Below are 17,041 nucleotides of genomic sequence, written 5' to 3'. Positions count from 1 at the left end.
GCTGTGCCGTTCCTCCACGCCCGGCGGGCCGCGCTCGCCGTGCTCGCCCTCGGGTCGCTGACCGCCTGCGCCGCCCAAGCCCCGGTCCCGCCGCCTACGGCACCGACGCGAACCGTCGCGGCCCCGGACTTCGCGCCGCTGGAACACGACTTCGACGCGCGTCTGGGCCTGTACGCCGTCGACACCGGCTCCGGCCGCGAAGTCGCTCACCGCGCCGACGAGCGCTTCGGGTACGCCTCCACGCACAAGGCCTTCTCCTCCGCCGCCGTCCTCCAGCGGACCGGCCTCGACGGGCTCGCCAAAATACTGAACTACACCCGCACCGACCTGCAGCCCAACTCCCCCGTCACCGAACAGCACGTCACCACCGGGATCTCCCTGCGCGACGCCATCGACGCGGCGCTGCGCTACAGCGACAACACCGCCGCGAACCTGCTGTTCCGGGAACTGGGCGGCCCGCCGGGGCTCGCCGCCGCGCTGCGCGGGGTCGGCGACACCACCACGCACGTCGACCGGGTCGAACCCGGCCTCAACGACCTCGCCCCGGGCGACGTCCGCGATACCAGCACGCCGCGCGCGATGGCCCGCGGCCTGCGCGCGTTCACCCTCGGCGACGCGCTGCCGCCGGAGAAGCGGCAGGTGCTGACCGACACGATGCGGGCCAACACGACCGGCGCCGCCCTGATCCGCGCGGGTGCGCCGGCCGGCTGGGCCGTCGCCGACAAGACCGGCACCGGTGGCTACGCGACGCGCGACGACATCGCCGTCGTCTGGCCGCCCGGGCGCGCGCCGATCGTCCTGGTCGTCATGTCCGACCGCAAGACCCAGGACGCGCCGCACGACGACCGCCTGATCGCGGAAGCGGCGAAGCTGGCCTTCAGCGCTCTTGGGTGACGACGCGCGCTTCGAGATCGACGCCGCGGGTGCCGACGATTTCCGCCCGGACCAGCGAACCCGGCTCCGGCGCGACGCCGCGGAACGTCACGTGCCCGTCGACCTCGGGGCCCTGGTGCGCCGCCCAGCCGCGCCCGCCGGGCCCGGCCAGCACCTCGGTGCGCGTGCCGACGCGGTCCGCCGCCCGGCGGGAAACCACGGTCTCGGCGAGCACCGACAGTTCCTCGACGCGCTCGGCCAGTACCGGGGCCGGCACCTTGCCCGGCAGGCCCGCGGCCTCGGTGCCGTCCTCGTCCGAATAACCGAACACGCCGGCCGCGTCCAGCCGCGCCTGCTCCAGGAACAGCTTCAGCTCGGCGAAGTCGGCGTCGGTCTCGCCGGGGAAGCCCACGATGAAGTTGGAGCGCACGCCGGCATCCGGCGCCGCCGCCCGGATCTGCCCGAGCAGCCCCAGGAACCGGTCCCGGTCGCCGAACCGGCGCATCCGGCGCAGCACCGGGCCGCTCGCGTGCTGGAACGACAGGTCGAAGTACGGCGCGACGCCGGGCGTCCCGGCGATCACCTCGAGCAGGCCCGGACGCAGCTCGGCCGGCTGAAGGTAGGTCACCCGGACCCGGTCGGCGACGGCGGCGAGCTTCGGCAGCAGCTTCTCCAGCGCCCGCAGGTCGCCGAGGTCCTTGCCGTACGACGTCGAGTTTTCGCTCACCAGCACCAGCTCCCGGACGCCGTGGCCGGCCAGCCACTCGGCCTCGGCCAGTACCTCGGCGGGCGGGCGTGACACGAACGCGCCGCGGAAGCTCGGGATCGCGCAGAAGGAACAGCGCCGGTCGCAGCCCGATGCCAGCTTCAGCGAGGCCACCGGGCCGCCGCCGAGCCGGTGCCGCAGCACGCGCGGACCGCGCCCGGGGGTCGCGGCGGGCCGCTCGGCCGGCGTGATCGGCAGGAGCTTCCGGCGGTCGCGCGGGGTGTGCGCCGGGTGTGCGTGCCCGCGCACGACGTCCGCGACGCGCTCGCCGATCCGCGAGTAGTCGTCGAACGACAGGACCGCGTCGGCTTCCGGCAGCGCGTCGGCCAGTTCGCGGCCGTAACGCTCGGCCAGGCAGCCGACGGCGACGACCTTGGCGCCCTGGCCCGCGGCGGCGAGGACGGCGTCGATGGACTCCTTCTTCGCCGCTTCGATGAAACCGCAGGTGTTCACCACGACGACGTCGGCGCTGACCCCGGGAGCGGCGACGCGCCAGCCGGACTCGCCGAGCCGGGCGGCCAGCTCGTCGGAGTCGACTTCGTTGCGCGCGCAGCCCAGCGTCACCAGTGAGACGGTGCGCACGGCGGTCAGCGCGCCACGATCTCGCCGTGCGGCGGCGGTTCGTCGCTCACGACCACCGCGCCGCCCGGCGGCCGGTCACCGATCGCCCTGATCTGTACCAGCACCGGCGAGTCGACCGACGGCACCACCGCGTCGAGGGGCAGGTAGGCGGTGATCACCAGGCCGCTCGCGAGCAGCACCCGGGCCACCTTCCGGCGCCGATCGCCGACGTCGTGGATCCCCACGCACGTGCCCCACTGCCGGCCGGCCGGTGCCTCCGGGGTGGTTTCCCGGCGGCGGCGGCGTTCTTCGGCCATCCGCTCCAGCATGCTCACGGTTCCCCCTCGGGTCACTGCCGATGCGGCCCGAGAATCGCACGCGGCGCGAAACCGGCTCAAGGACTTCACGGGAAGTGGCCGGAACCGGTCAGTGACCACCGAACAGGCGCCGGACCTCGGCTTCGACGTCGTCGAGCCAGGCCGCCCGGCGCTCTTCGCCGGCGTCGGCGACCACGCGCAGCACGAGCCGGGCGACCTCCGGCTCGCCGAGGTAGGGCGCGAGGCAACGCCGCCAGATCGCGTCGAGCGGGTCGCCGAACAGGGTCCGCTCCCGGTCTTCGGGCGTGTCGGAGGTGTTCACGACCAGCAGCCGGCGCAGCGAAAGCAGCGACTCCGGCGCGCCGCCCGCGTCGTCGAGGCGGTAGGCGACGCCGGGCACGAGGATCCGGTCGAGCCAGCCGCTGAGGATCGCGGGTGGCTTGCCCCACCAGTTCGGGTGGATCGCGACGAGCCCGCCGGCCGCGCGCAGCTCGTCGCGGTGGCGCCGCACCAGCGGATCCGGTTCGGCGGCGAGGAACTCCTCCGCCCGGGTCCCGCTCGTGTAGGCCTCATCGGCGGTGAGCACCGGGTCGAAGCCTTCGGCGTAGAGGTCGTGGAAGCACACCGGGCGCCCGGCGCGGGTCAGCGTGTCGCGGACCCGGGCGGCCAGCGCCTGGTTGAAGCTCCCCGGCCGGGGGTGGGCCACCAGCACCACCACCGGCCGGGACGCCGGTTCGTCGGTCACCGCGTCAGCTTGCCAGGCGCGCTCCGGACGCCAGCGCCCGCACCACCCGCGCCGCGGTGTCCACACTGGACTGCGGGTTCTGGCCGGTGACGAGGTTCCCGTCCACGACGACAGTGCTCGACCAGGCCGCCCCGGGCGTCACGACGGCGCCGCGCTCGCGCAGCCGGGACTCGACGAAGAACGGCGTCTTGTCCCCGAGGCCGCCCAGCCGCTCCTCTTCGTCGCTGAACGCCGTCATCGTGCGGCCGGCGAACGGGAACGAGCCGTCGTCGCGGCGGGCGGCGAGGAGCCCGGCGACCCCGTGGCAGAGGGCGGCGACGACCTTGCCCGCGGCGTCCGCGGCGGCGAGCAGCCGTCCCAGCGCGGGGTCGTCGGTCAGGTCCGCCATCGGCCCGTGCCCGCCGGGCAGGAAGAAGGCGTCGTAGTCTTCGACGGCGACGTCCGCGAGGGTCAGCGGCGAGGCCAGCCCTTCGACCGCGTCGAGGTGGGCGCGGTACCGCGCGGCCGCTGCCGGGTCGACGCCGCCCCGCTCGTCGAGGCTGATCGGGTCGGCCGAGGGCCGCCGTCCGCCCGGCGTGGCCACGTCGACGTGGTGCCCGGCCTCGGTGAGCACGCGGTGCGGCTCGGCGGCCTCCTCGGCCCAGAAGCCGGTCGGGTGGTCGGTGCCGTCGGCGAGCCGCAGCCGATCGGCGGCCGAGACGATCAGGAGAATCCGTGCCATCACTGAGTTCCTTGTCCGCGGGACCCGCTGTCCCGCACGCTCCGGTCAACCGCGCCGGGTGTCCCCGGTAGTCCGCGCCGGCCGCTACGATCCATAACATTGCTTATGGAAGGTGGCTTGCGTGCCAAGTCTGGATCTGCTGAGCACGTTCCTCGCGGTCTACCGCCGTGGCTCCCTTTCGGCCGCGGCGGCGGAGCTGGGCCTGACCCAGCCGGCCGTCACCGGCCAGCTGTCCCGGTTGGAGAACGAGCTGGGCGAGACGCTGTTCACGCGGTCCCGCCACGGCGCGGCGCCGACCGCGCGGGCCGTGGAGCTGGCCGCGCGGATCGGCACGCGCATCGACGAGCTGCGCGGCGCGCTGGCCGGCGACGGCGATGCCGCCGTCCCGCTCGACCGGGTGGCGCTCGGCGGCGCGAGCGACGCGATGGCGGCCCGGATCCTGCCGGCGCTCACCCCGCTCACCACGCGTGGCCTGCGGCTGTCGGTGACGCTCGGCCTCGCGGACGAACTGCTGGCCGCACTCGCGGCGGCGCGGCTCGACCTGGTCGTGTCGTCGGTCCGGCCCCGCGACCGCGCGCTGATCGCCACGCCGATGATCGACGAGGAGTTCGTCCTGGTGGCGGCACCAGCGCTGGTCCGCAGCGTCGACCCGGCGCGGCTCGCGGCCGAGCCGGTCGCGGCGCTGGCCCACCTGCCGCTGGTGGCCTACGCGGACGAGCTGCCGATCATCCGCCGCTACTGGCGCAGCGAGTTCGGCCGCCGCCCGCCGAACCGGGTCGCGGTGGTGGTGCCGGACCTGCGCGCGATCCTGGCGGCGGTGGTGGCCGGGGCGGGCGCGACGGTGCTGCCGCGCTACATCGCGGCCGGCGCGCTCGAAGCCGGTTCGGTGGAACCGGTCCACGAACCCGCGGTGGCGCCGCTCAACACCTGGTACCTGGTGACGAGAACCGGCACACCACCGCGCCCGGCGGTCACCCTGGTCCGCGACCGCCTCCTCGAACGCGCCAAAGCCTGGGGCACGGTCTGAGTCAGCCCGCGTCGGCCAGCAGGCCCGGCCCCGGCGGCGCGCTCTCCATCAGGCAGGCGTGGCACGGCATCCCGCGCAGCCCGTCCAGCACCTCGGCTTCGCCGGGGAAGATCGACTCGCCGCACAGCGCGGTCAGGCGGGACGGGACCGCGCCCGCCCCGGGCACGGGGATCAGGTGGCAGACGCGTCTGCTCTCGCCGACGACACCTCGGCGAAGCCGCACCAGCGCGAGCATCCCACCGTTCTCACCCATAGCGGAAAACCTAGGCCGAACGGCCCAGCACGGCTTCGTGCCCGCGACCCAACGATCTTCGGCACCGGTGGTCCGCGGCACCAAAGTCACGCCGCGGACAGCACCGCCGCCCCGAGCCGGCGGCACAGGTTCAAGGCCAGCTCGACGTCCAGGCGGCTGTCGGTGAGCCCGCGCGGCAGCAGCTCCTGCGCTTTGCGGACGCGGTACTGCACCGAGTTCTTGTGCATCGTCAGCTCGGCCGCCGCGGCGGTGTAGCTGCCGCCGGAGGCGAGGAACACGCGCAGCGTGTCGCGCAGCCGCCCGCAGTTCTCGTCGTCCGCGCTCAGCGGCCCGAGCGTGCTCGCGACCCACAGCCGGGCCGCGTTGAGGTCGCTCGCCATCAACGCCACCGTGCCGACTTCGCGGAAGGTCAGCACCCGGTCGCAGTGCTCCCCCGCGGCCAGCGCCAGCGCGTGCACCCGGCGCGCCTGCTGGTGCGTGTCGCGGAAGCCGGCGACGCCCGTGCCGGGGTCGCCGACCGTCACGCGCACCCCGGGTTCGGCCTCCGCCAGCACCGCGTCGAGGTGCTCGCGGCGGACCGACGCGCCGGGCGCGAGCGGCAGCCACACCCACGCGCCGGCCTCGTCACGCGGGACGAACAGCGGCCGGCCGTGCCCCTGGACGCGTTCGAGCACCGCGCCCGCGACGGATTCCAGCAGCGACAGCACGTCGTCGGCGAAGGCCTCCGACGCGTGCCAGACGATCATGCCCACGTGCCGGCCGCGCAGCCGGTAGCCGATCACCGCCTCGGCCGCGTCGACGTCGGGCGGGCCGCCGTTCTCGCTCAGCAGGTCCAGCACCTTCGCCGCCCGGGCGGCGCTGCGGTTGAGCAGCCACTTGTCGCGTTCGTCCTGGTAGACGCCGACGAGCTGGCGCACCACCCGCGTGATGAACTCGTAGGCGACCTTGAGCAGCCGGCGCATCATGGCCCCCAGCAGCGCGGCGTCGTCGACCAGCCGGATGCACTCCTGGAACCCGAAGTCGAGCATCGCGGCCTGCCCGAGGTCGTACGCGCGGATCAGGTCGAACACCGGCGTGCCGCGCTGCGCCAGCCGCCGCGCGTACTCCATGGCCGCGGCCGGCGGCTCGACGGTCGCGGGGTCGATGCCGTGCTGGAAGATCTGCAGGGCCGTCTCGATGTTCTGGTAGACGCTCGCCGACAGCAGGCTGACCATGCGCTCGTCGTCGTTGACCAGCTGCGGGAGATCGGCCGCGTACAGCTGGACCAGCTCGCCGGTGAGCTCGCCCGCGCGGCCCGCGAGGGTGCCGGCGATCTGCCGGATGCGCTCCGAGACGGCTTCTTCGTCCACCATGGAGCCACCTTACGGGGTCTTCGATCAAGCCCGGCCGAGGAACTCGTCGATCAGGCGGAACGTTTCGGCCGGGGCCTGAACGTGCGGCACGTGCCCGGCGCCCGGCACGACCTCGAACCGTGCGTCGGCGAACGCCGCCGCGTAGGCCTTCCCGAACTCCGGCGGGACGACGACGTCGTCCTCGCCCCAGATCGCCAGCACCGGGATGCGCACGCGCGCCAGCCGACGCAGCAGCTTCGGGTCGGCCGGCCGCGGCCCGGCGTAGGACCGCAGGGCGGCCATGTCGGCGGGATCCGGCCCGGGCGCGCCGGGCGGTGGCTGCGGCAGGTCGACGGCGTGCCCCTCGATCTCCGGGCCGATGCCGTCGAGCACGACCAGCCTGCCGAGCCGGCGCCCGCGGTCGCGGACGGCCATTTCGGCCGCGACCCACCCGCCGAAGGAGCTGGCGACCACGACGACGTCTTCGGCGTCCTCGTCGTCCAGCAGGTCGAGGTAGGTGACGGCGAGGTCGTCGACGCCGGTGAACCAGTCCGGGCGCGGCGTGCCGGCCCAGCCCGGGTGCGTCGGCGCCAGGACGCGGGAGTCCGGCGCGAAGTGCGCGACGACCGGCTCGACCCCGCGCGGCCCGGCGCCGCCGTGCAGGACGAGCACGGTCCGGTCGCCGCCGCCGGTGTCGGCGAGGGTGATCTCCAGTCCCGGGTGTGGGCGCAGGGTGCGGGTCATGGTCGGGTCCTTTCGCTCAGGAGTGGGCCAGCATCTGCTCGACCAGCGCGGCGGGCGCGTCGGGCCGGAAGCAGGCTTCGAGGTTGCGGGCTGATTCGCGGGCCGCTTCCGCGGCTCGCGGGAACAGCGCGGCTTCGTAGGCCGAGAGGGCGCTTTCGACGTCTTCGTGACGAGCCAGGGCGAGGGCCAGCTCCGCCGCGTCGAGCATGGCGAGGTTCGCGCCCTCGCCCGCGAACGGCGACATCAGGTGCGCGGCGTCGCCGAGCAGGGTCACGCCGGGCACCCGCTCCCAGCGGTGCCCGACCGGCAGGGCGTGGATCGGGCGCGCGACGAACCTCTCGTCGCTCTCCTCGATCAGCGCGCGCAGGCCGGGGTCGAAGTCGGCGAACACCTCGAGCAGCCGGTGGTGATCGGCCAGCTCCGTGACCGCGGCGAGGTCCCCCGTCTCCACCGCGGCGTACACGCGGATGCGGCCGCCGCCGTTGCGCTGGGCGATCAGGCCCTTTCCGGCGGCCAGGGCGAACATCGTGCCGGGACCGACCAGCGCGGCGGCGGCCGGGTGTGCGCTGTCCACATCGGACAGGTTCGCTTCCACGAAGGACAGTCCGGAGTAGACCGGCACCGCGTCCGAAAGCAGCGGCCGGACCTTCGACCACGCGCCGTCGGCGCCCACGATCAGGTCGGGCTCGACGACTTCGCCGCCGTCGATGGTGATCCGCCCGGCCGACACCGCCGTCACCTTGGCACCCCACCGGACGGTACCGTCCGGCAGCGAGGCGACCAGGATCCGCTTGAGCGCCCCGCGGTCCACCTCGGGCCGGGTGCCCCCGGCCGCTTCGGCGGTCTCTTCGAAGCGGACGACGCCGTGGCGGTCCAGGATGCGCAGCGCCTCCCCTTCTTCGCGGGCGACCTCGCGGAACGCCTCGCTCAGGCCGGCTTCGGCGAGGGCACGCAGGCCGGATTCCTCGTGGAGGTCGAGCGTTCCGCCCTGGTCGCGGGCCGTCGGCGAGGCGTCCAGTTCGTAGACGGTCGAGGCGATCCCGTGGGTGTGCAGGACGCGGGCGAGGGTGAGACCGCCCAGGCCCCCGCCGACGATGCCGATGGTGGTCATCGGGTTTCCTCCGGTCCGGGGCGCGGAGTGGCGAGCGCGCCGTTCAGCAGCGCGTCGAAGGCCCACCGCAGGCGGGCCGGGCCGGGGCCGGACACCAGGTCGGCGGCCAGCGCGGCGATGTGCGGGTACTGCCGCGGCGACGCGGTCGCGAGGGAATCGACCATGGCCTCATGCTCGTGAGCGGCGCCGGGTTTCTCCCGGCGGGTGCCGTGCTCGACGGCGGTCGCCGTGGCGGTCAGCAGCAGCACGTCGACCGCCCAGGCGGCCTGTCCCGACGCCATGCCGCCTTCGTCGAGCAGCGCGAGGACGGCTTCGACGAGGGCGAGGTAGTGCGGCCCGCTCAGCCGGGTCACCAGCGCCACCCGGGCCAGGCTCGGGTGCGCGAAGAGGACGGCCCGGTAGGAGTCGAGCACGGCCCACAGGCGTTCGCGCCAGTCACCCGTGCCGCCGAAGTCCACTTCGGCCAGCAGCTCGTCGAGCACGGCGGCGTGCAGTTCCTCGGTGTCCTTGACGTAGACGTAGAGCGACGCCGGGCCGGTGTCGAGCTCCTTGGCGAGCCGGCGCATGGTGACGCGCTCGACGCCTTCGGCCCGCATGACGGCGACGGCGGTGGCCACGATGCCCTCGCGGGTCAGCGCGGGTTTCGCGGGCCGCTCCCGGCGGCTGTGGGTGCGTTCCGGTGTCATGCCCCCACGGTAACGAACATGTTCGTCACGAACATGTTCGTGGGATGTGCGTCACACCACCCGGACGGCAGCAACCGGTTCGCCAGGCCGAAAAGAATCGGAAACAAACGCGAAACACGAACCAGCTCCACCACTGGTCTGGACCACAACGGCAAGATCACCCGTCCGGCGGTTTCCCGTTCTACCACAAGGCAAACAACCTGGTCCAGACCATTGCGGCAGACGGCCGAAATTGCTCCGCCGGAAAACCGGTTAAGCGACTTTAGAAGGGTGTGTGATTTCCGCACGGGCGGTATAGCTGATCACCTCGATCCGCAGTGGCCGGCCGCCCCGCCGGCCGGGTCGAGGCCGCCCGCACCCCTCACCGGAGGCACCATGTCCCGCCTGGACCCGGCCCGCGACCACGTCATCGGGCTCTACCGCATCGTCATCGGCTTCCTGTTCGCCTGCCACGGCCTCAAGACGCTGTTCGGCCTCTTCGGGGCGAAGGCGCCCACCGCGGTCGGGACGTGGCCGGGCTGGTGGGCCGCGGTGATCCAGCTCGTCTGCGGCGCGCTCGTCTGCTTCGGGCTGGCCGCCCGGCCGGCCGCCGTGCTCGGCTCCGGTTCGATGGCCTTCGCCTACTTCACCGTGCACCAGCCGGCCGGCCTGTTCCCCATCCAGAACGGCGGCGAGGCGGCGGCCCTGTTCTGCTGGAGCCTGCTGCTCATCGCGTTCGTCGGCCCGGGCCGGTTCGCGCTCGGCAACCTGCCGGTGCGGCACCGCGACGCGGAGCCGGCGCGGGGCCGCGTCCCGGCCTAGGCGCGGGAGATCCCGACGCCGCTGCGCGCGCCGGGCCCGTACTTCGCCAGCTCGGCCGCGAGGTCGAGCCGGCCGATGGCCGCGCTCTTCGCCCGGTCCTCGTCGGTCAGCAGCTCACGCGGGATGAGCCAGACGACCTCGAACTCGAGCCCGTCCGGGTCCTTCGCGTAGAGGGACTTCGTGGTGCCGTGGTCGGACGAGCCGACGAGCGCGCCGGCCGCGGCCAGGCGGCCGGCGAGCTGTTCGAGATCACCGAGCGTGTCGACCTCCCACGCGAGGTGGTAGAGCCCGACCGAGGTCTTCCCGGCGCCCGGATCCGCGGCGCGCGCGCCGAGCTCGAAGAGGCCGAGGTCGTGGTCGTTGGCCGACCCGGGGGCGCGCAGGAAGGCCGCGCCGCGGTGCGCGTCGCCGCCCTCGATGTAGTCGAAGCCCAGCACGTCCCGGTAGAACGCGACGCTTTCGGCCAGATCCCGGACGTACAGCACGGCGTGGTTGAGGCGAAAGATCGACATCGGGACTCCCGCGCGGCACGCAATCGGTTGAAGTTTCAACTGAATGGTAGCACGAACGCGGTCGCTCACCCCGCCCTTCGGCGACCTGGTGCCACACCCTTTCTTCGGTCCTCGGTGACGGCGGGCTGTCCCGTCCCCGGACGAACCGGCCCCGGGGAAACCGTCACCGAGACCCACTCTCGGTACGTCCGGTGACCGACCGGGCGACAAACCTTCGACACCGCATCGAGGCCCTGGTCAGGCGCGACGGCGGTTCGTAGGGTGGGTCCACCGCAGGACGCCGTGTCAGCCGTCCCGCGGGCGGTGATGCCCCCGGATCCGACCTTTCCCCGAAGCCACGTCCGGGGCATCACCGCGCCGGCTCAGCCGACCGTGCCGCTCTCCCACCACCAGCTCTGCGAGCCGTACGGGTACTCGACCCGGCTGTCGACGTGCTGGTGGGCGTCGGAGAGCGTGTACCGCTCCAGGCCGGAGAAGCCACAGGCCTCGGCGAGGACGTAGACCTGCCGGGTGGTCAGGCCGCTGACGTAGATGTCCGCGGCGACACCGTAGAGGTGCATGCTGTTCGACGCCCCGCCCACCGCCTGGTTGTGCGCGATGCTGCGGAACCCCGACGAGATCGTGATCGCCCGGCCGCCCGCCTTGTGCCGCAACGCTTCCAGCTTGTACATCAGCCGCCGGACGTTCTCCTTGACCGTCGCCGCGCCGACCTTCCCGCCGCCGAACCCGGTGCCGTCGTCCGAGGTGAACTCGCTCCACTCGAAGTGCGCGGTCGAGCCGTCGGCCGACTCCAGGGCATTCAGCGCGGCGAAGTCGTCGGCGTCGGCGACACCGTCGGCGGGCAGGTGGTTCGCGGCCTGGAAGCGGGTCAGGGCGGCCGCCGTCCCCGGGCCGAACTCGCCGTCGGCGGCGACATACGTCTGCTTCGGACTGTCGGCGGCCCAGCCGGCGACGCGGATCTGCAGCTCCTTCACCGCGGCACCGGTCGAGCCGGACCGCAGCGAAGACGGCCACGAGTAGGCGTCCGCGGCCGCGGGGAACGCGGTCATCGCCGCGACGCCGCCGGCCACGACGAGACCGGACTTGAGCAGCGTGCGGCGGTCGAAACGGGACGGGCTCATCGCGTCCTCCGTGGGCGCTCGGCGACAGGGGCCCGCAGGACACACCGGACGGCCAAACATCCGCCAACACCCGCCACGCGGCCGGACGGCCGCCGCCGGCGCCTCGTGAATTCCTCACGACGTTTACATACATACACCATGTACGTATTCTCGGCGCATGACGATACGCAGCGAATCCCTCGGGCAGGAGCACCGGATCCGGCTGCCGGCCGGCGAGGTGCGGTACTTCGAACGGGGCGAAGGCGCGCCGGTGGTGTTCGTCCACGGGGTCCTGACGAACGCCGAGCTGTGGCGGAAGGTGGTGCCGGACGTCGCCGCGGCCGGGTTCCGCTGCCTCGCCCCCGACCTGCCGCTGGGCTCGCACGACATCCCGATGCGCGCCGGCGCCGACCTCTCCCCCACCGGCAACGCCGACCTGATCGCGGACTTCCTGGATGCGCTCGGCCTGCACGACGTCACGCTCGTCGCCAACGACACCGGCGGCGCGCTGACGCAGATCATGCTCAGCCGGCGCCCGGAACGGGTCGGGCGGGTCGTGCTCACGCCGTCGGACTGCTTCGAGTACTTCTTCCCGCCGATCTTCAAGCCGCTGCCGCTGCTCGCCCGGCTCCCCGGCTCGATGGCCCTGCTCGGCCGGCTGCTGCGGTTCCGGGCGCTGTACCCGCTGCCGTTCCTCTTCGGCTGGGTGGTCAAGCGGCCGCTGCCGGACGCCGTCGCGCAGGCGTACCTCTCGCCGCTGCGGAAGTCCGCCGGCGTGCGCCGCGACCTGCGGAAGCTGCTGCGGGACGTGCACCCGCGGCACACGCTGGCCGCGGCCGGGGCCCTGCGCGCGTTCGACCGGCCGGTGCTGCTCGCGTGGGCGCCGGAGGACAAGCTGTTCCCCATCAGGCTGGCGCACCGGCTGGCCGCACTGCTGCCGGACGCGAGGCTCGTGGAGATCCCGGACTCGTACACGTTCGTGTCCGAAGACCAGCCCGCGGCGCTGGCCGGGCACATCACGGAGTTCGCGGGCGTCATGGCAGATTAGGCGGGTGCGACGTACCCAGCAGGACCGTTCCGCCGGCACGAAGGCCGCCCTGGTCGCCGCCGCGCGCGAGCTGTTCGCCGCCCGCGGCTACCAGGCCGTGCCGGCGGACGAGATCACCCGCGCCGCCGGAGTCACCCGGGGCGCGCTGTACCACCACTACGCCGACAAGCAGGGCTTGTTCCGCGCCGTCGTCGAAGAGCTGGAACGCGAGCTGACCGAGGAGATCGAGGCGGCGTTCGCCGGCGGCGCGGACCCGCTGACCGGCATGACCCAGGCGCTGGGCGTGTTCCTCGACGCCTGCCTGCGCGAGGACGTCCGCCGCATCTCGCTCACGGACGCACCCGCCGTGCTCGGCTGGGACGCCTGGCGCGAGATCGAGGCCGAGCACGGCCTCGGCCTGATCGTCACCCTGCTCGAGCAGGCCAGGGCGGACGGGCTGATCGTGGAGACGCCCGTCCGCGCCCAGGCCCAGCTCGCGCTCAGCGCGGTGATGGAAGCGGCGAGGATGATCGCCGCGTCCGACGATCCCGCGCGCACGCGCGCCGAGGTCCAGCAGGTGCTGGCCGGCTGGTTCGCGAGCCTCCTGCGGACCTAGCGCGTCCGGTAGGTGCTGAGCACCCCGGCGCCCACCTGCGTGCTCGACACGAGCCGCAGGTCGGCGGGTGCCGAACCCTCGAACCACCGCCTGCCCTGGCCCACCAGGCTCGGGAACACGAGCAGGCGGTACTCGTCGACCAGGCCGTGGCCGGCCAGCTCCCGGGCGATGCCCAGCGAGCCGATGACGATCACGTCGCGTTCTTCCCGCCGCACCGCGTCGACGAGATCGCCCGACAGCAGCTCGGAGTTCTGCCACGCCGACACGTCGTGGAGGGTCCGCGAGGCGACCAGCTTCGCGGCCGCGTTCAGCCGGTCCGGGAACTCGCCGGTGCGCCCGGGCCACAGCTTCGCGAACAGCTCCCAGGTGGTCCGGCCGAGCAGCAGGACGCCCGTGTCGAGCTTGGCGCCGAGCCGGAACTTGTCCCCCGCCACCGCCTCCGGCCCGTGCCGGAACGCCCAGCCGCCGGTGGCGGTGCCGCCGGAACCGTCCGGGTCCTCCGCGACCCCGTCCAGGGTGACGAACTCGACGACGATCACGCTCATGTCTGCTCCCGGTGGTTCCGCCGCGCCCCGGTGGCGCGGTCACCGGTACCTACCGGCGGCGGCCGCCGGATTCATCGGCCGCCGCCGGATTCGCGGCTCCTACGCGGTCACGAGCGACAGGCCGTAGGTCTGCAGGATCTCGTTGACCGGCTGGAACCACGTCTCCCCGCCGGAGCTGCAGTTGCCCCAGCCGCCCGACGTCACGCCCTGGGCCTGGTCGCCGGTGATGAACGAGCCACCCGAGTCGCCGGGCTCGGCGCAGACGGTGGTGCGGGTCAGCTGGTAGACCGCGCCCTGGGCGTAGTTGACCGTCTCGTTCAGGCCTTCCACCGTGCCGCAGTGCCAGTGCGTCGTCGAGCCCGAGCGGCACACCGACGTCCCGACCGGGGCGACCCACGACCCGCGGACGAGCGCGTCGCTGACCGTGCCCCAGCCGAGCACGACCGGCGCGGTCCACCAGCCGTTGCCGATGCGGATGAACGAATAGTCGTTGCCGGGGAAGGAAGAGCCCGCGAACGTGCCCATCGCCGAGCCGTCCCAGCCGACGACCGAGCTGCCCACGCCGCCGCAGTGGCCCGCGCTGACGAAGCCGCCCTGGACGGAGAAGCCGATCGAGCAGCGCGTGTTCCCGTTGATGTAGTACGGGTCGCCGCCGACGGTGCCGGCCGAGAACGGCCGGGCGGCCGGGGCGGTGGCCACCGTGACCGGGCCGGCTTTCGCCGCACGGGCCAGGAAGGCGTCGACGTCGGCGCCGTGCGCGCCCGGCCGGACGGTGACCACGACGCTGCCGGCACGCGGGTCGGCGCGCCAGCCGCTGACGGCCGCCGGGGCGGGGTCCGCCTTGGCCGAGGCGTCGATCGCGGCCTTCGTGGCGTCCAGTTCCGCCGCGCTGACGCGGGCGGCGGCGGGCTCGGCACCGGCTTGACGCACGGCGGGGGCCGCGGCCGGGTCGGTCACGCCGACCACGAGCTTGCCCAGCGCCGGGTCGAACCAGGCGCCGCCGAACGCGGCACCGGCGGCCCGTTGCGCGGCGGGCAGCACCCGCGCGGCGGTCACCTCCTGCCCGAGCCGGGTTTCGGCCTGGGCGGCGGTCAGGCCGAAGTCCCGCTGCATGGCGGCGATCAGCCCCGGCGACGCGGCGGCCGGGCTGAGCGAGGCGGACGCGAGGCTCGCGGTGAGGACGGCGGCGCCGCCGAGGGCGAGAGCGATTCTTCGACGCATGAGGTCTCCTCCGGGGAAGGGGGAAAGAAACACACCGTGCGCCGAGTGTGCGGGCGCGCCCCGGAGCCGGTCCAGATTTGTCCGGTCTTCTGTCCGGAATTCGCGGAGGCGAACGACTGTCCACAACGGACCGATAATCTGCAACTCTTGTGCGGCAACACTTTCCGGACACGCGAACGGGCGCGAACCGGCTGATCCGGCCGCGCCACGAAGGTCTGGACCAAGTACAGCACGGGCGGGTCGGCACGGGCCGGAACCGGAGTCTGCCGGGCAGCGGACGTGCATGTCCGTACCCTCCGCCGCTCCCGCGAGTGTCGCGAGAGGACCCTCAGCGGGCGAACGCGGAGAGGAAGCGGTCGCGGAAGGAGTCCATCTTCCAGACCGGGGCCTGCGCGGCCGGGCGGAGGCCGTCCGACCAGCCCCAGCCGGCGATCCGGTCCAGCACCTTCGGGTCCTTGGCGACGAGCGTGATCGGCACGTCGTGCACCGCGCCCTGCGGCGTGACCACCGGCGGCTGGTGGTCGCCGAGGAAGACGAGGACCAGGTTGTCGTCGCCGTAGTGCTGCACGAACGAAATGAGCGTCCGCAACGAGTAGTCGGTCGCGTCGCGGTAGGCGTCGCGGATCTTCGCCGGGTCCTTCCACACCGACTCCGGCGCCTCGCCGGCGCCCGGCTGCGGCGCGAACACCGAGCCGTCGCCGACCTGGTTCCAGTCGACCAGCCAGGGCCGCGGCGACCACGGCGCGTGGCTGGAGACGAGGTCCACCTCCGCCATCACCGGCCGCTGCCCGGCTTCGGCCAGCTCGGTGTGCTGCAGCGTCGCGAGCGTGAACTGGTCCGGCATGGTCGCGTAGGCGTACCCCGGGCCGCGGTAGCCGACGTGGTGGGCGTCGTAGTAGGCGTCCGGGTGGTAGAACTTCTGCCCCTCGGGCCAGTCCTTGGTGTGCGCCGGCACGTCCCAGACGGTCTTCCAGCCGGCCCGCTGGAACGCGCCGCCGAGGGTCAGCCGGTCGCTGCCGAGCAGGTCGTCGTACCGCTGCTGGTTGTCGATCCACATCCCGGACTGCACGGTCGAGTGCGCGAGCCAGCTGCCGCCGCCGAACGTCGAGGACGACAGGAACGCGCTCTTGGCCCCGATGCCCGCCGCCCGCAGCTGCGCCGTGCCCGCGTCGAGCGTCGCGCCGATCTCCGGCCCGAACGCCGGGTCGTCGAGCGCGATGCGGCCGTAGCTCTCGACGAAGGTGAGCACGACGTTCTTGCCCCGCAGCCCGTTCAGGAGCCGGTCGCCCGGGGTGTCCCGGAACGCGTCTGCCGCGGCCACCTCGCCGAACGGGCGCTGTTCGCGCAGGTCCGCGCTCACCTGGCGCAGGTCGCCGTAGGCCAGCGCCGCGGCGCTCTGCGCGGCGACCGGCTGCCCCGGCGCGATTTCGGCGCCGGACACCGAGCAGGCGATCCAGACCACGCCGAGGACGGCCACCACGCGCGTCGCCCCGGTCCGCCGCCCGGCGGCGACCCGGGTCAGCCGCAGCATCGCCAGCACCATGAGCACGACGACGGCCACCGCCAGGAGCGCGGCCCCGGCCAGCGCGGCGACCGCGCCGGCGTCGCCGATCTGGCCGGCGAGGAACTCCACCCCGGCGCCGAAGAAGCTCCAGTCGTAAACCGGGTCGAACGGCTTCTCCAGCGTCGCGTAGAAGCCGGTGTCGAGCGCCTTGAGCACGACGAGCAGCCCGAGGACCACTCCGACGGCCACCGCGACGACCCGCCGCGGCCGCGGCGGCAAGACCAGCGCGAACGCGGCGACGATGAGCCCTTCGACCGGTACGCGCACGAGCGCCCCGCCGGAGAACGCCGTGAGGTCGTCCGGCGCGAGCAACGCGAACAGCACGAGCACCGCCGCGAGCACGGTCAGGACCCGGTCGGCGACGGCGTGCCGCCCGCCGGGCCGGGGCAGCCCGAAGTCGGGCAGGGTCGCGGCCGGTGCCGTCGGACCGGTTGTTCCACGCATGCGGGCCTCACGTCGTCGTTCGCGGCGGTGACCGGCGGCCCTGCGGCGGGCCGGCGATCCTCACCCGGTATACGGG

The 17,041-nt window shown here is 73.7% G+C and carries 19 protein-coding genes; 5 read left to right on the top strand and 14 right to left on the bottom strand.

The features are described 5' to 3' along the window. Positions 1–3: 3 nt before the first annotated feature. Complete coding sequence (gene bla, locus BT341_RS25280) at positions 4–894, top strand: class A beta-lactamase (protein ID WP_072478642.1); 891 nt, start codon at positions 4–6, stop codon at positions 892–894. On the opposite strand, the gene BT341_RS25275 is transcribed toward bla, so the two are convergent. From BT341_RS25275 to BT341_RS25260, 4 genes are all read right to left on the bottom strand, one after another. After that, on the bottom strand, positions 878–2,230 hold the full coding sequence (locus BT341_RS25275) for a MiaB/RimO family radical SAM methylthiotransferase (RefSeq protein ID WP_072478641.1): 1,353 nt from the start codon (positions 2,228–2,230) through the stop codon (positions 878–880). The two genes, bla and BT341_RS25275, sit on opposite strands and share 17 nt — an antisense overlap. Then, positions 2,227–2,535 (bottom strand): hypothetical protein, encoded by a 309-nt coding sequence (locus BT341_RS25270; RefSeq protein WP_143168638.1) that lies wholly within the window; start codon positions 2,533–2,535, stop codon positions 2,227–2,229. The genes BT341_RS25275 and BT341_RS25270 overlap by 4 nt, the downstream gene beginning before the upstream one ends. A 91-nt stretch (positions 2,536–2,626) precedes the next feature. Further along, on the bottom strand, positions 2,627–3,262 hold the full coding sequence (locus BT341_RS25265) for an NAD(P)H-dependent oxidoreductase (protein WP_072478639.1): 636 nt from the start codon (positions 3,260–3,262) through the stop codon (positions 2,627–2,629). 4 nt (positions 3,263–3,266) lie between these two features. After that, on the bottom strand, positions 3,267–3,983 hold the full coding sequence (locus BT341_RS25260; protein WP_072478638.1) for a type 1 glutamine amidotransferase domain-containing protein: 717 nt from the start codon (positions 3,981–3,983) through the stop codon (positions 3,267–3,269). Between the two features lie 121 nt (positions 3,984–4,104). Here BT341_RS25260 and BT341_RS25255 point away from each other — a divergent pair, with 121 nt between their 5' ends. Next, complete coding sequence (locus BT341_RS25255; protein WP_072478637.1) at positions 4,105–5,010, top strand: LysR family transcriptional regulator; 906 nt, start codon at positions 4,105–4,107, stop codon at positions 5,008–5,010. Between the two features lies 1 nt (position 5,011). Here the strand turns inward: BT341_RS25255 and BT341_RS25250 are convergent, their stop codons facing one another. The 5 genes from BT341_RS25250 to BT341_RS25230 all read right to left on the bottom strand — a co-directional run bounded on the left by BT341_RS25250 (position 5,012) and on the right by BT341_RS25230 (position 9,135). Next, a complete protein-coding gene (locus BT341_RS25250; protein ID WP_245805098.1) occupies positions 5,012–5,263 on the bottom strand; it encodes a hypothetical protein in 252 nt (83 codons plus the stop codon). Positions 5,264–5,349: 86 nt separating this feature from the next. After that, positions 5,350–6,615 (bottom strand): PucR family transcriptional regulator, encoded by a 1,266-nt coding sequence (locus BT341_RS25245; protein WP_072478636.1) that lies wholly within the window; start codon positions 6,613–6,615, stop codon positions 5,350–5,352. A 24-nt stretch (positions 6,616–6,639) separates the two neighbouring features. Then, positions 6,640–7,338 carry an alpha/beta fold hydrolase gene (locus tag BT341_RS25240; protein WP_245805097.1) on the bottom strand — a complete coding sequence of 233 codons (699 nt, stop codon included), beginning with the start codon at positions 7,336–7,338 and terminating at the stop codon, positions 6,640–6,642. 16 nt (positions 7,339–7,354) lie between these two features. Continuing rightward, entirely contained in the window at positions 7,355–8,449 is a 1,095-nt protein-coding gene (locus BT341_RS25235; protein WP_072478635.1) for an FAD-dependent oxidoreductase, read from the bottom strand. After that, positions 8,446–9,135, bottom strand: a complete 690-nt coding sequence (locus BT341_RS25230) for a TetR/AcrR family transcriptional regulator (RefSeq protein ID WP_072478634.1) — start codon at positions 9,133–9,135, stop codon at positions 8,446–8,448. Before BT341_RS25230 ends, BT341_RS25235 begins: the two co-directional genes overlap by 4 nt. Before the next feature lie 375 nt (positions 9,136–9,510). Between BT341_RS25230 and BT341_RS25225 the strand changes: the two genes are divergently transcribed. Then, entirely contained in the window at positions 9,511–9,936 is a 426-nt protein-coding gene (locus BT341_RS25225; protein ID WP_072478633.1) for a DoxX family protein, read from the top strand. On the opposite strand, the gene BT341_RS25220 is transcribed toward BT341_RS25225, so the two are convergent. Together BT341_RS25220 and BT341_RS25215 are read right to left on the bottom strand one after the other, a co-directional pair. Then, positions 9,933–10,448: a VOC family protein gene (locus BT341_RS25220; RefSeq protein ID WP_072478632.1), complete on the bottom strand. Its 516-nt coding sequence runs from the start codon at positions 10,446–10,448 to the stop codon at positions 9,933–9,935. The genes BT341_RS25225 and BT341_RS25220 overlap by 4 nt on opposite strands. Before the next feature lie 362 nt (positions 10,449–10,810). Beyond that, positions 10,811–11,569: a D-Ala-D-Ala carboxypeptidase family metallohydrolase gene (locus BT341_RS25215; protein ID WP_072478631.1), complete on the bottom strand. Its 759-nt coding sequence runs from the start codon at positions 11,567–11,569 to the stop codon at positions 10,811–10,813. A gap of 157 nt (positions 11,570–11,726) precedes the next feature. On the opposite strand from BT341_RS25215, the gene BT341_RS25210 reads away from it, so the two are divergent. Then, positions 11,727–12,596 (top strand): alpha/beta fold hydrolase, encoded by an 870-nt coding sequence (locus tag BT341_RS25210; RefSeq protein WP_072478630.1) that lies wholly within the window; start codon positions 11,727–11,729, stop codon positions 12,594–12,596. Positions 12,597–12,600: 4 nt separating this feature from the next. Next, positions 12,601–13,191 (top strand): TetR/AcrR family transcriptional regulator, encoded by a 591-nt coding sequence (locus BT341_RS25205; protein WP_072478629.1) that lies wholly within the window; start codon positions 12,601–12,603, stop codon positions 13,189–13,191. Here BT341_RS25205 and BT341_RS25200 read toward each other — a convergent pair. The 3 genes from BT341_RS25200 to BT341_RS25190 all read right to left on the bottom strand — a co-directional run bounded on the left by BT341_RS25200 (position 13,188) and on the right by BT341_RS25190 (position 16,965). After that, entirely contained in the window at positions 13,188–13,736 is a 549-nt protein-coding gene (locus BT341_RS25200) for a dihydrofolate reductase family protein (RefSeq protein ID WP_072478628.1), read from the bottom strand. The two genes, BT341_RS25205 and BT341_RS25200, sit on opposite strands and share 4 nt — an antisense overlap. A gap of 99 nt (positions 13,737–13,835) precedes the next feature. After that, complete coding sequence (locus BT341_RS25195; protein ID WP_072478627.1) at positions 13,836–14,957, bottom strand: S1 family peptidase; 1,122 nt, start codon at positions 14,955–14,957, stop codon at positions 13,836–13,838. 328 nt (positions 14,958–15,285) lie between these two features. Then, the gene (locus BT341_RS25190) at positions 15,286–16,965 is read right to left on the bottom strand and encodes an alkaline phosphatase family protein (RefSeq protein ID WP_072478626.1); all 1,680 of its coding nucleotides are present in this window, start codon (positions 16,963–16,965) and stop codon (positions 15,286–15,288) included. Positions 16,966–17,041: the final 76 nt, after the last annotated feature.

This window comes from Amycolatopsis australiensis (genome assembly GCF_900119165.1).
Lineage (GTDB): Bacteria > Actinomycetota > Actinomycetes > Mycobacteriales > Pseudonocardiaceae > Amycolatopsis > Amycolatopsis australiensis.
This window is presented reverse-complemented; position numbering and strand designations above follow the sequence as displayed.

Bases quoted from the DNA above. Each gene is read 5' to 3' on its own strand.
- BT341_RS25250 (WP_245805098.1), bottom strand. From the start codon at position 5,263: ATGGGTGAGAACGGTGGGATGCTCGCGCTGGTGCGGCTTCGCCGAGGT.
- BT341_RS25235 (WP_072478635.1), bottom strand. From the start codon at position 8,449: ATGACCACCATCGGCATCGTCGGCGGGGGCCTGGGCGGTCTCACCCTC.
- BT341_RS25230 (WP_072478634.1), bottom strand. From the start codon at position 9,135: ATGACACCGGAACGCACCCACAGCCGCCGGGAGCGGCCCGCGAAACCC.
- BT341_RS25260 (WP_072478638.1), bottom strand. From the start codon at position 3,983: ATGGCACGGATTCTCCTGATCGTCTCGGCCGCCGATCGGCTGCGGCTC.
- BT341_RS25200 (WP_072478628.1), bottom strand. From the start codon at position 13,736: ATGAGCGTGATCGTCGTCGAGTTCGTCACCCTGGACGGGGTCGCGGAG.
- BT341_RS25240 (WP_245805097.1), bottom strand. From the start codon at position 7,338: ATGACCCGCACCCTGCGCCCACACCCGGGACTGGAGATCACCCTCGCC.
- BT341_RS25210 (WP_072478630.1), top strand. From the start codon at position 11,727: ATGACGATACGCAGCGAATCCCTCGGGCAGGAGCACCGGATCCGGCTG.
- BT341_RS25190 (WP_072478626.1), bottom strand. From the start codon at position 16,965: ATGCGTGGAACAACCGGTCCGACGGCACCGGCCGCGACCCTGCCCGAC.
- BT341_RS25215 (WP_072478631.1), bottom strand. From the start codon at position 11,569: ATGAGCCCGTCCCGTTTCGACCGCCGCACGCTGCTCAAGTCCGGTCTC.
- BT341_RS25195 (WP_072478627.1), bottom strand. From the start codon at position 14,957: ATGCGTCGAAGAATCGCTCTCGCCCTCGGCGGCGCCGCCGTCCTCACC.
- BT341_RS25220 (WP_072478632.1), bottom strand. From the start codon at position 10,448: ATGTCGATCTTTCGCCTCAACCACGCCGTGCTGTACGTCCGGGATCTG.
- BT341_RS25245 (WP_072478636.1), bottom strand. From the start codon at position 6,615: ATGGTGGACGAAGAAGCCGTCTCGGAGCGCATCCGGCAGATCGCCGGC.
- BT341_RS25225 (WP_072478633.1), top strand. From the start codon at position 9,511: ATGTCCCGCCTGGACCCGGCCCGCGACCACGTCATCGGGCTCTACCGC.